The following is an 11,763-nucleotide window of genomic DNA, read 5'->3' on the forward strand; positions in this document are numbered from 1 at the left end:
CAGTCAGGGGCCGACGTACTCTCCCGTGTAGGAATCAACCGTTCCTGCCTGGATGCCTTCGCACTGGGAAACCCCGCCGGGTGTCACGGGCACGTAGTTGAGGCAAAAAGCCTCGTAATAGGGCATTCCCTGCTGCCACGCGTTGTAGGCCTCGGCATGGGTGGCGAAGCGGAATCTGGTGGGACTTTCCTGCCAGGCGTTGCCGTAATCCATCGGCACGTCGGGATAGTCCGGCGGCATGTAGGTTTGGGGATTCTTGTAGAAGTAACACATCTGCGTGTCCCCGGAGGTGAAGAATGTGTCCCGGTCGCAGTACTCATCCATGGAAATTTTCCCGTTGAGGACCGCGTACATGGCCTCTTCCGGCGTCATCTCCAGAGCCGACTTGGAGCGTTCGGAGGTGGGAGCCGGTGGGGTGCTTGGAGGTGGCGCAGTACTAGGGGCGGGGCTGGGCGCATCGGTTGAGGTTGGGCCCGGCGCCGATGAAGCCGTTGAATCAGGTGCTTCGGCTGTCCCATTGGGGTTGGTGGTACAGGCCGCCAGGCTGATACAGACAGCGGCTGCGGCGGCAGTCAATTTTGCGGTGGGTTTCATGACGATTCCTTCGTCAGAGGATAAGCCGGTACCCGTTTAAGGCTCGCCCTGTGTCACCTCCGGAAACAAGGCCTCGCCGAAACCCGTGCATCCGTGCCGACCGACCTGCCGTCGCGGCACCGCCAGCGGAAGCCTTCCCGCTCAGGCGAGCGAGAGGAAGAGCTTCTCCAGGTCCTTTTTGTCCATGCTGCCGTCCTTCTGGGTGAGGCACTGCTCCAGGCCCGTGGCGATGATGGCGAAACCGGCCCGGTCGAGCGCCTTCGAGACGGCGGCCAACTGCGTGACGATGTCCTTGCAGTCCTTGCCCTCCTCCAGCATCCGGGTGACAGCGGTCAGCTGGCCCTGCGCGCGCTTGAGCCGGTTGATCACCGGGGTGAGTTCGGTGGGATCGAGTTGCACGGACGTCTCCAAACGTAGGGTTCTTGCTCCCAAGGCTATACCCCACCCGGTGTTTTGACTACCCCCGGGGGTATCCGACATACTCGGTGGGGTATCCACCCAACGCCTTGTCCCGAGAGGACTCCCATGACTTCCGCTTTCCCCTCAGCTTCCGCACCGGCCGTTTCTCCGATCGATCCGCAGACCCTGCGCGACTGGCAGCAGGAGCCCGGCGACGTCGTCGTCCTCGATGTCCGCTCAGCCGCCGAGTTTGAATCCCTGCACATTGCAGGCTCCTACAACGTGCCGCTGCCGCTGCTCTCGGAGGACACGGCGGACTTCGCCGCACGACTCAGCGGCCGCATCGTGTTGGCCTGCCAGTCCGGCGTCCGCGCCGAGCAGGCCCGGCAGCGCCTGGCCGCCGCAGGCATCAGCACCGCCACCGTCCTTGCCGGGGGAGTGCCCGGATTCGCGGCAGCCGGCGGCGACGTCGTCCGCGGCAAGGCACGCTGGGACATGGAACGCCAGGTCCGGCTCGCTGCCGGCTCCCTCGTGCTCGTGGGCGTGCTCGGCGGCCGGTTCGTCACGCCCAAGCTCCGGCTGCTCGCCGGCGGCATCGGCACCGGCCTGACCTTCTCGGCCGCCACCAACACCTGCGCCATGGGCAAAGCCCTCTCGGTCATGCCGTGGAACAAGGCCGCCGCCGAGCCGACCCGCGCGGAAGCCGTCGCGCAGCTGCCCCAGTCATGACCTCCACGCTGATCCTGGTGCTCGCCCTGTCGGTCCTGATCGGGTTGTCACTGGGTGTACTCGGCGGCGGCGGGTCGATCCTGACCGTGCCGATCCTGGTCTACGTGGCCGGATTCGACGCCAAGGAGGCGATCGCCGCCTCACTGTTCGTCGTCGGCGTGACATCGGCGGTCAGCGTGGTCAGCCATGCCCGCAGCGGCCGGGTGATGTGGCGCACCGGGCTGCTGTTCGGCGCCGCCGGCATGGTCGGCGCCTTCGTCGGCGGGCTGCTGGGCGGCCGGATTCCCGGCGAGATCCTGATGATCGCCTTCGCGCTGATGATGGTTGCCACCTCGGTGGCCATGCTCCGCGGCCGGAAGAAGAAACCCGCCGCCCGCGGCGGCGACGACGACGGCGGCACCACCCCGGGCGGCGGCGCCGGCCGGCGCGCCGAACTGCCGCTGGGGCGCGTGCTGCTGGACGGCGCGGTCGTCGGCCTGATCACCGGCCTGGTCGGAGCCGGCGGCGGATTCCTCGTGGTTCCCGCCCTGGCCCTGCTCGGCGGACTGCCGATGTCAGTGGCTGTCGGCACCTCGCTGGTGGTCATCAGCATGAAGTCCTTCGCCGGCCTCGCCGGCTATCTCACCACGGTCCAGCTCGACTGGCCACTGATCCTGGCCGTGACGGCAGCGGCCATTGTCGGCTCCCTCATCGGCGCCAAACTCTCCGGCCGGATCCCCGAGGCGGCACTGCGCAAGGCGTTCGGCTGGTTTGTCCTGGCCATGGGCGCCTTCGTGCTCCTGCAGCAGGCGCCGGCGGATTTCCGCTGGATCCTTGCAGCCGCAGTGGCCGCACTGGTGGCCGTCGCAGCAGCGGTTTGCTGGCTGTGCGTCCCGGCATGTCCGCTGCGTCGCAAACTTTTCCATCCTTAAAGGGAGACCCCCATGCTTATTGAACGCATTTATGACGAAGATCTGGCGCAGGCCAGCTACCTGATCGGCTGCCAGCGCAAGGGCGAGGCCATCGTCGTCGACGCCCGCCGCGACATCGCCGGCTACCAGGCGCTGGCCGCCGCCAACGGCATGAAAATCACTGCCGTCACCGAGACTCATATCCACGCCGATTTCCTTTCCGGCACCCGCGAACTGGCTGCGGCCACGGGCGCCGCCATCTATGTCTCCGGAGAGGGCGGCCCGGACTGGCAGTACGACTTCGACGGCCAACGCCTGCACGACGGCGACACCATCACACTGGGCAACATTCGCGTTCAAGCCCTGCACACTCCCGGGCACACCCCGGAGCACCTCTCCTTCCTGGTCACCGACGGGGCGTTCAGCAACGAGGCCGGCTACCTGCTTTCCGGCGACTTTGTCTTCTCCGGCGATCTGGGCCGCCCGGATCTGCTCGACGAGGCAGCCGGCGGCGTCGACACCCGCTTTGAAGGCGCGAAGCAGCTGTTCGCCAGCCTGCGCGACAAGTTCCTGTCCCTGCCCGACTACGTCCAGGTGCACCCCGGGCACGGTGCCGGCAGCGCCTGCGGCAAGGCCCTCGGCGCCATCCCGTCCACCACTGTCGGGTACGAGCGCCGCTTCGCCTGGTGGGGTCCGTATCTGGCGGCCAATGACGAGCAGGGCTTTATTGACGAACTGCTCGACGGCCAGCCCGACGCACACGCCTACTTCGGCCGGATGAAGCGCGAAAACCGCCAGGGCCCGGCAATTCTGGGCGACCGCGCGCCGCTGCGCGAACTGGCGACGGCCGACGTCGTCACCGGGCTGGCCGCCGGAACGCTCACCTTCGTGGACACCCGGTCCCACGCCCAGGTCCACGACGGCACTGTGGCCGGCGCCCTGAACATCCCCGCCGGCAAGTCGGTGGCCAGCTTCGGCGCCTGGGTGGTGAATCCGGAAACGGATTCCAATCCCTTGGTGCTGCTCGCCGCGGACCGGGCCGCCGCGCAGGAGATGGCCGATCATTTGGTCCGCGTCGGCATCGACAAGGTGGCCGGCTACGTCACCGGCATCGAGGGCCTGCCCGCCTTCACCCCGCCGCTGATCCGGCCCGCCGAGCTCGCCGGGTTCAATGCCGCGCTGGTGCTGGATGTCCGCAACCGCACCGAGCACTCCGCCGGGCACATTCCGGGCTCCCGCCAGCTCAGCGGCGGCCGGGTCATGTGGCATTTGGATGAGCTGCCGGAAGCCGGAACCATCGTGACCTACTGCCAGAGCGGACTCCGCAATTCTGTGGCCGCCAGTGCGCTGCGCCGTGCCGGGTACGACGTCGTCGAGCTGGACGGCAGCTACGCCGCCTGGGCTGCCGAAATGGAGGACGCTGCGGCCAGCTAACGCTTCCGCTGCTTCGTCTGCATTCCTCTTATGACGGCTCCGCCGGTGTTCGTCTCCGGGGCGGGGAGTCCTGATCGCGGCCCAGCAAGGCTGACCATGCGTCCGGTGCCCCGCCGGGAAAATAGGTCCGGCCCGTGCTGAACACAGCTGCGAAAACTCGAAAGTCCCCCAACTTTCGCAATGTTCAGCGCGGGCCGGCGTTCCTGCGCTACATGATCGGAACATGTTCCAAACTACACTGGAGTGGGAAGCCGGACAAATTGGGGATTGCCGTGGATGAGCAGGTACGCGAAACAGCGAGTGCGGCGTTCAAGCGTCTTCGATTGCCCGCGCGCATAACTCTCGAGTCTTTGGTGGGGCACGTGGAGAAGATCCGCCGGCGCCGAATCGTGATTATCGAGAGTGAAAAGCTGACCGGGAAGAAAATCTGCGGCCTGTGGATTCCGAGGGAACACGTTGACGTGGTTTATCACGCCGTCACCAATGGAATTCTGCACCGCCAGCAGCTGATCCTCCACGAACTTTCACACATGATTCTGCGCCATGACGAATCCGCCGATGCCACCTGGCAGGGGATCAGGGTCTTTCAGGAGTTGTCGGGCGAGGTGGTGGCCAAGGCCCTGGCACGGGGTGATTTCCGCTCCGAGCTGGAGGCTGCCGCGGAACATCTGGCCGATCTCCTGGCGGCGGCACTCCGGGAATCCGATTCCGAGATTTTTAGGTATGAGGCGTACTTCGAATGATGAACCTTCTCGTCGCGGCCTTCATGTGGCTGCTGGTGCTGACGCTTTCGCTGCGCGCCCGTTCCCGCCCCGACAACACGATGCTCAAGGCCGCTGTGGTTATCGCGGCCTCGTTGACGACCAACATCGACGGCGTCTATCTGTGGGCAGCGGAGCGGTGGCCCTGGCCGAATGCCCTGGACCTGGCTTCCAATGTCCTGCTGATCGTGGGTGTCTACTATTTGTCGCGGGCTATCATCGCCGGGGCCAGGACCCGCGATGCCGACTGGAACAGGGGAGGGCTGCGGGCCTCGGGGGCCGCCCTGGTCACAATCACCGTGATGATCGTGAGCTTTGCGTTCATCGACAATCCCGAGCCCTCGACCAAGTTCATGCTGGACTACGGGGACCAGCCTGCCGCCGGCCTCTACTCGGCGATCCAGTACCTCTACATTTTCGCCGTCATGTCGGCAACGCTCGTTACCTGCGTTCGGAATGTGCCGCAGATGCGGCGGAAGCGCTTCCGGGTGGGCTTCCGAATGATTGGCTGGGGATGCGGCGTCTGTCTGCTTCTTTGCCTGTCCGTCATTGTCATGGACGTGACGCACGTGGCGGGGCAGGAAGGCATCATGCGGGGCGTCGGTGCCGTCTATGACGTGCTGTATCCGCTGACCGTCGTGCTGTTGTCCGCCGGCCTGGCGGTTCCGCCGCTGGGACGGATCCTGAGTGACGCCAGGATCCGGCGGCAAATCGGGGCCGTGGAGCCGCAGGTCACGGCGCTCTGGCTGGCCACGGTCGCCAAAACCCCCGCGGTCAGCCTGGTGGGAACCACCGCCCCGACCCTCAATGCCGGTCCTCAAAACACGCGGGAGGCCACCGACAGCCTTCATCGTCTGGTGATCGAAATCCACGACTGGATCAACGTCAACGGAGACTCCGCTGCGGGGCTTTCCCCGGCTGCGCTGGCCGCGCTGAAGCAGGCGGAAGCTCTGTGCCTGCGGCAGAGAAAGGCGCTCTGATGGCCAGGGTCGGCCCGGCACTCGGCGTCGGCGTCGTCGTCGCTGCCCTGCCGGCGTTGGCCGGTCTGGCGCTCCGTGCCAAGGCAACTGATGCCGGCCGGAGTAAAAGACTGGTGCCGATTCGCGGGCACGGACGGTCCGCGGGGCGGGACTATCTGGAGTTCGATCCTGAGGGCTTCGCCTCCCATCCGGGGCGGTTGAGCATGCGCGCGGCGACCGGAGGCGAGCTGTTGGTTCTGAGCCCGGCCACTGCGGGGGACCCGCTGCGGCGGACCGTCGAGCGGGGCGACGCCGCCCGCGTCATCGCTGAGGGAGAGGGCCAGCTCAGCGGCCATCTGGGTGAGACCCCGGCCGATTTCGGTTTTCGCTACGAGGACGTGACCATCCAGGAGCTGCCGGCCTGGGTGATCCCCGCGCCCGAACCGACCGACGGCCCGCGAGACGCCGGGGACAGCGGAAACGCCGGCACTGGAGACGCCGGAACCGCCGGGGTGTGGGTCATTCACGTTCACGGGCTGGGGAGCTCGCGGAGCCAGTGCCTGCGCGGGGTGGAAGCCTTCGCCGGGTTGGGCTGCACATCGCTGCTGCCGTCCTACCGAACGTCGCTGGATGTCTCACCGGAACCGGGCCGCAGCCATCTCGGCGTCAGCGAGTGGAGGGACATCGAAGCGGCGAGGCGCTACGCACTGGCCCGCGGCGCGCGTCGGATTCTGTTTGTCGGGTGGTCATTGGGAGCCTCCATCGTGCTCCGCACCGTTTCGCACGCGCGGGACGGCAGCACAGCCGGAGTCGTCCTGGTGGCGCCGGCACTGGATTGGCCGGCGATCCTTTCCGCCCAGCTGCACCGCAACGGCGTTCCCAAGGTCCTCGCCAAATGGCTGCCGCACACCGTCAACCTGGTCCGCCGCAAAGGCGACCCCGTGATCCGGTGGAAAGAGATGCCCGGCACATCCATGCAAAATCATCCAGATATCCCTACTATGATTTTTCATGGCACTGATGACAATTCCGTGCCGGTCGAGCTCTCCCGAAGATTTGTGTCCAGGCAGAATCGCCCTGTTCAGTTGGTTGAGTTTGAAGGTGCCCATCACACCTTGGAGTGGAATGCCGCTCCGCAGTTGTGGAACCAGTCTGTTCGCACCTGGTGCCGTCCCCTTGGCCTGAACGCAAGTGAAGACTTTATCGATCACATTTCGGAGGCGAAATAGTCCATGGCCGCTGAAAGCGCTGCCCAGCGCAACCTGAAAGAATCCCAGATCCTCGCCCGCAAGATCGATCTGCTGCTGGACGTGGTGGTGACGACCGAGGGAAAGCCCTACGAGTTTCAGGACATTCAGTCGGCCCTGGCCGAAAAGGGCGTAAAGCTTTCACGCACCCGCTGGCATCATATGAAGACCGGAGACGCGACGGTCCGGCAGCCGCCGGAAGTGGTGATCGCCCTGGCTGAGTTCTTCCAGGTGAATCCGGATTACCTGCTCAACTCCGACGGCGAAGTGCCGGAGCGGATCCAGCACGAGCTGGAACTGCTGGCATCCATGCGCCGGGCGAAGGTCAAGGAATTCGCCACCCGGACGCTGGCCGATGTGGACAACGAAACGCTGGATGCCATCGCCGCCCTCTTGGACGATTCACAGAAGTACTAAGCAGCGGACGACGGTGAATCCTTCATGAGGGTGGCAGGTATTGCTCGGTCCTAGGCGCTCGGCAGGGTGAGGATCTCAGCACCGTCGTCGGTGATGGCGATCGTGTGCTCGCTGTGGGCGGTCCGGCAGCCGGTGGCGCTTCGGAGCGTCCAGCCGTCCGCGTCGGTGATGAGCTCGTCGGTGTCCGCCATGACCCACGGTTCCAGTGCGAGCAGCAGCCCGGGGCGCAGCTTGTAGCCGCGGCCGGGCCGTCCGGTATTGGGGACGTGCGGGTCCTGATGCATCGTTGAGCCGATGCCGTGGCCGCCGAATTCGGTGTTGACCGGATATCCCGCCTCGGTGAGGACCGAGCCGATGGCAGCCGAGATGTCGCCGATCCGGGCGCCGGGCCGGGCAGCGGCGATCCCCGCGGCCAATGCGTGTTCGGTGGACTTGATCATCGCGACGCTCTTCGAAGGTTTCGAGTCTCCAACGATGAAGCTGATCGCGGAATCTGCGGCAACTCCGCCTTTGGCGACGGCCAGGTCGAGGGTCAGCAGGTCGCCGTCGGCCAGCGGATAATTATGCGGCAGTCCGTGGAGGACGGCATCGTTTACGGCAGTGCAGATGTAGTGGCCGAACGGACCGCGTCCGAAGGACGGCGCGTAGTCGACGTAGCAGGACTGCGCTCCCGCCTCGAGGATCATGTCCTTGACCCACCGATCGATGTCCAGAAGGTTTGTACCGACGGTGCTGCGGCTCTTCACCGTCTGCAGAATGTCGGCAACCAAGGTGCCCGTCACCCTCGCCCGGTCTATTTCGGTGGGGCTCATGATCTCGATCATGCGGCGCCTTTCTTTCGGGTAACCAACAAAGTAACCAATAACTATCCCGGCCATTCTCCACCATCGCCGCGATAGCCGATGTCCTCGGCCTCTCCCTCGACGCGGTGTGGGTCGAAATCAACAGGCCCGAGCCAGTGGTGACGCGGGCGGATGCCGGTGGCAGTGCGCGGGAACCGCTCGCGTCCCAGGCGTAACTAGGTCCGCATCCGGGGCGCAAACCCGAGGGCGGCTGCCGCACTCACGCCCGCGGCAATAATGAATGCCGGGCCAAAGCCCAGTGCTTCGATGAGTTCGCCGGTCAGTGTTGACCCCACTGATTGGCCCAGGACGAGGCTGGTGAACAGGACCGAGGTCCCGGCGGCACCGCTGGGCGAAACCAGTGTTGCCCAGATGATGAGCACCGATGTTGCCGCCGTATAGGCAAGGCCGAAAAGCGCCGATGCGCCGAAGCTGAATAGGGCACTCTGCGGCGCCACCGCGAAGGTGCCGGTGGCGGCGGCGAGGGCCAGCACTGTCACCCGCCAGCTGGTTCCAATGGTGCGACGAGCGAGCCAGGGTGCCGTCAGCACTGCAGCGGCTCCGCCAAAACCCAGGGCGATCCACGCCATAGCCGATGTTTCTGAGGACAAGCCGCCCTGCTGTTCAAGAAGTGTCCGGCCATGCACCCAAATGGCGGCGGAGCCCACCCCCACGGCGAAGGCGGCGGCGATTGGGCGCCGGAGCGGCCTCAATCCTCCTTTCGAACGCTGCGGCGCGGAATCACCGTCGGAGCTGCCCGAAACGGCGTCGGCTCCGGAGGTGTCCGCCCGCAGCACAGCGATCATCGCCGCCAGCGTGAGCACGGCGATCAGCCCCCAGGCCAAACGCCAGGAGGTTCCGAAAGCCAGGGCGAGCGTTCCCGCCGCCACCACCCCGAACCCGGTTCCCGAGTTCACCACCGACTGGAACCGCTTCTGGTCCTCCGCCCTGATGTTGCGCTGGACCAGTTCCACGAGGGCGGGCGAGGCGAAGCCGGCTCCCAGGCCCGCAAGCAGAACGGCGACGACGAAGAAGGGCGTGGCATGCGCGGCGGCGATGCCCGCACTGCCTAGGGCCGCCGTCGTGCCGGCCAGCAGTGTCATGAGCCGCGGATGGCCGGGGGAGTACCGGGCGGCGGCGAGCGCTGACACGCAGTACAACACCGAGGTTCCCGAGGCCAGCAGGCCGCCGACGGAGGGCGTCAGGGCAAAGGTCGCCGAAAAGGCGGGAAGGAAGAGTCCGTATCCGAGCCTGGCCAGGCCATAGGTTGCGGCGATGAGGGCGACGGCGCCCACCGCGAACAGCGGGCCCGCTTGCCGTCGCTGAGGCTGTAACGTGCGTTTCATTGAAACGAACGTTATAGCCTTGGGGGATGGATGTACAACTGAGTGCCCGTGAACGCCTTCTGGATGCGGCGGACGATCTTGCCTTCACCGAGGGGGTGGCGGCAACTCCGGTGGATGAAATCCTCAGGCGGGCGAACGTAGCTCCGGCCACTCTGTACTCGCATTTCGGGAACAAGGAAGGGCTTATTGTTCAGGCCCTGCAGCGCCGGCTGGCCCGCTGGGACGAGGCATGGCAGCAGGAGATCAGCGAGGCTCCGACGGCGGAGGGGAAACTTGTCGCGGTGCTTCCGGCCATCAAACGCTACCGGGCAGGCGCCAGCGCCGCACGGTGGTGCGCTTTCCTCGGCGTCGCGGCGGAATCAGCGCATCCGGGCCGTGCACTCCGGGAGACACTGTCCAGTGACACGCAGCTGCTGACCGCCCGGCTGCACGAGCTGGCCATTCCCGTGGTCGGGGACGACCGCGCTGCCGGCCTGGCCGGGCAGCTGGTCCTGATCTTCACCGGGGTGCTCGGCATGATCCTTCGCGGAACGGACACGGAGGCCGCCGTCGACATGGGGCTGCGGACCGCGGCTGCGGCAATCGGGGCTGCGGCCGGCCGGAACGGCTAGGGCAAGTCGCCCCGGCGGTGCGTCCGCCATGACTTTCGTCCGCGGGGAACGGCGAGCGCGAGAATGACGCTCATGACCGCGCCTGTGGCACCGAGCAACAAGGCGTAGCGGAATCCGCCGGAGGTCGGATCTCCGGTGCCCGAGGCGCTGGCCGAGTGGGTAAGCACGCCGGCAACGATCGCCGACGCGGTCGCCGTGCCGAGGGCGCGGACAAGTGTGTTGAGCCCGTTTGCGGCGGCTGTTTCGGTCACTGGGACGGCCTGCATGATGAGTGTCGGCATCGCGGCGTAACCGAGCCCGATGCCGACGCCGACCACCGCCATGACGAGGCCGACTGTCCAGTCCGTGGTCGGTGCGAGCAAGGCGATGAGGTAGGCCGCGGTCAGCACCACGCTCCCGACGACCAGGAGAGGCTGAGGCCCGAGACGGTCGATGATGCCGCCGGCAATCGGCGACATGGCGAGCATGGCGAGTCCGGAGGGCATCAGGATGAGACCGGCCGCGAGCAGCGGGAGTCCGAGACCACCCGAGGCGGCAGGAAGCGTGAGGATCTGCGGAAAAGCGATACTCGGAACGAACATTGCAAAGCCCATTGTCGCGGATGCAATGTTCGTCATGAGAACGGGGCGTTGAAGGCTCACCCGCACATCTACGAGCGGATCGGACCTGCGCCACTGGTGCCAGGTCCAGGCACCCAAGAAGAATGCGGCAGCACCGGCGCAGCCGAGGGCCCACGGAGAGGTCCATCCCCATACGTTGCCCTGCGACAGAAAAAGCAGCAGGGCGGTCAGCCAGGCGGCAAGTCCCGCCGCTCCGACGACGTCCACGCGGCCGCCTTTTCCAGGTTGGCTCTGCGGCAGGAACAGGGCACAGAGAGTAAGGGTCACGGAGCCCAAGGCGGTAGACACGATGAACAGCAGATGCCAGTCGCCCACTGAGGTGATGAAGGCTGCCACGGGCAACCCGACGGCGGATCCCACGCCCATGGTGGCGCTGACCAGTGCGATCGCTGATCCCAGCCGAGCGGCGGGAACGGTGTCGCGCAGGAGGGCAATGCCGATCGGGATCACGCCCATGCCCATGCCCTGAAGCGCCCGCCCCAGGATCATCGGCACGATGCTGAAGGAGAATGCGCACAACAGGGATCCGGCCACGAGCAGGCTGAGCAACGTGAGGATGATTCGGCGCTTACCAAACATGTCACCCAGCCGGCCCGAGATGGGCGTGCAGACGCAAGAGACGAGGATCGTGATTGTAATGACCCAGGCGGTTTCGGCCCGTGACGCTCCCAGCAGTTCGGGCAGCTCCGCTTGAATCGGGATGAGGATCGAGTGCATAAACGCGCCGACCAGGCCGGCCAGGCTCAGGATCCCCACAACCAGACCGGTCGGGGCCTTCCGGGGCAGGAGGGTCGTTGCAGTCCCGTCCTCGCCCCTCGCTCGACGCCCGCGCCAGAGCTCGGCTCGGGAGGGCGCTGTTCGAGTCTGGTTCACGGGACCTTTATATCACGGAACAATAATTTGGTTCATGAAGT

At 66.1% G+C, this 11,763-nt stretch carries 13 protein-coding genes; 8 read left to right on the plus strand and 5 right to left on the minus strand.

Annotation, left to right across the window (positions count from 1 at the left end):
• Window positions 1-3: 3 nt before the first annotated feature.
• Entirely contained in the window at window positions 4-372 is a 369-nt protein-coding gene (locus QNN99_RS02040) for a hypothetical protein (RefSeq protein ID WP_229964746.1), read from the minus strand.
• Window positions 373-735: 363 nt separating this feature from the next.
• Complete coding sequence (locus tag QNN99_RS02045; protein WP_229964747.1) at window positions 736-993, minus strand: metal-sensitive transcriptional regulator; 258 nt, start codon at window positions 991-993, stop codon at window positions 736-738.
• A 126-nt stretch (window positions 994-1,119) separates the two neighbouring features.
• On the opposite strand from QNN99_RS02045, the gene QNN99_RS02050 reads away from it, so the two are divergent.
• From QNN99_RS02050 to QNN99_RS02080, 7 genes are all read left to right on the plus strand, one after another.
• Window positions 1,120-1,722 carry a rhodanese-like domain-containing protein gene (locus QNN99_RS02050; protein WP_229964748.1) on the plus strand — a complete coding sequence of 201 codons (603 nt, stop codon included), beginning with the start codon at window positions 1,120-1,122 and terminating at the stop codon, window positions 1,720-1,722.
• Window positions 1,719-2,633 carry a sulfite exporter TauE/SafE family protein gene (locus QNN99_RS02055; RefSeq protein WP_229964749.1) on the plus strand — a complete coding sequence of 305 codons (915 nt, stop codon included), beginning with the start codon at window positions 1,719-1,721 and terminating at the stop codon, window positions 2,631-2,633. Before QNN99_RS02050 ends, QNN99_RS02055 begins: the two co-directional genes overlap by 4 nt.
• Window positions 2,634-2,645: 12 nt before the next feature.
• Window positions 2,646-4,046, plus strand: coding sequence for an MBL fold metallo-hydrolase (locus tag QNN99_RS02060; RefSeq protein WP_229964750.1), 1,401 nt, complete (start codon window positions 2,646-2,648; stop codon window positions 4,044-4,046).
• Between the two features lie 272 nt (window positions 4,047-4,318).
• Entirely contained in the window at window positions 4,319-4,789 is a 471-nt protein-coding gene (locus QNN99_RS02065) for a hypothetical protein (RefSeq protein ID WP_229964751.1), read from the plus strand.
• Window positions 4,786-5,787, plus strand: a complete 1,002-nt coding sequence (locus QNN99_RS02070; RefSeq protein WP_229964752.1) for a hypothetical protein — start codon at window positions 4,786-4,788, stop codon at window positions 5,785-5,787. The genes QNN99_RS02065 and QNN99_RS02070 overlap by 4 nt, the downstream gene beginning before the upstream one ends.
• Entirely contained in the window at window positions 5,787-6,995 is a 1,209-nt protein-coding gene (locus QNN99_RS02075; RefSeq protein ID WP_229964753.1) for an alpha/beta hydrolase family protein, read from the plus strand. Before QNN99_RS02070 ends, QNN99_RS02075 begins: the two co-directional genes overlap by 1 nt.
• Before the next feature lie 3 nt (window positions 6,996-6,998).
• Window positions 6,999-7,430 (plus strand): helix-turn-helix domain-containing protein, encoded by a 432-nt coding sequence (locus tag QNN99_RS02080; protein ID WP_229964754.1) that lies wholly within the window; start codon window positions 6,999-7,001, stop codon window positions 7,428-7,430.
• 50 nt (window positions 7,431-7,480) lie between these two features.
• Here QNN99_RS02080 and map read toward each other — a convergent pair whose 3' ends face one another.
• Window positions 7,481-8,254 (minus strand): type I methionyl aminopeptidase, encoded by a 774-nt coding sequence (gene map / locus QNN99_RS02085; RefSeq protein ID WP_229964755.1) that lies wholly within the window; start codon window positions 8,252-8,254, stop codon window positions 7,481-7,483.
• A 194-nt stretch (window positions 8,255-8,448) separates the two neighbouring features.
• The gene (locus tag QNN99_RS02095; protein ID WP_229964756.1) at window positions 8,449-9,618 is read right to left on the minus strand and encodes an MFS transporter; all 1,170 of its coding nucleotides are present in this window, start codon (window positions 9,616-9,618) and stop codon (window positions 8,449-8,451) included.
• 26 nt (window positions 9,619-9,644) lie between these two features.
• Here QNN99_RS02095 and QNN99_RS02100 point away from each other — a divergent pair, with 26 nt between their 5' ends.
• A complete protein-coding gene (locus QNN99_RS02100) occupies window positions 9,645-10,229 on the plus strand; it encodes a TetR/AcrR family transcriptional regulator (RefSeq protein ID WP_229964757.1) in 585 nt (194 codons plus the stop codon).
• Here QNN99_RS02100 and QNN99_RS02105 read toward each other — a convergent pair.
• Window positions 10,226-11,722: an MFS transporter gene (locus tag QNN99_RS02105; RefSeq protein WP_229964758.1), complete on the minus strand. Its 1,497-nt coding sequence runs from the start codon at window positions 11,720-11,722 to the stop codon at window positions 10,226-10,228. The two genes, QNN99_RS02100 and QNN99_RS02105, sit on opposite strands and share 4 nt — an antisense overlap.
• Window positions 11,723-11,763 lie beyond the last annotated feature (41 nt).

Source organism: Arthrobacter sp. zg.Y820, assembly GCF_030125555.1.
In the GTDB taxonomy this organism is placed as follows: domain Bacteria; phylum Actinomycetota; class Actinomycetes; order Actinomycetales; family Micrococcaceae; genus Arthrobacter_B.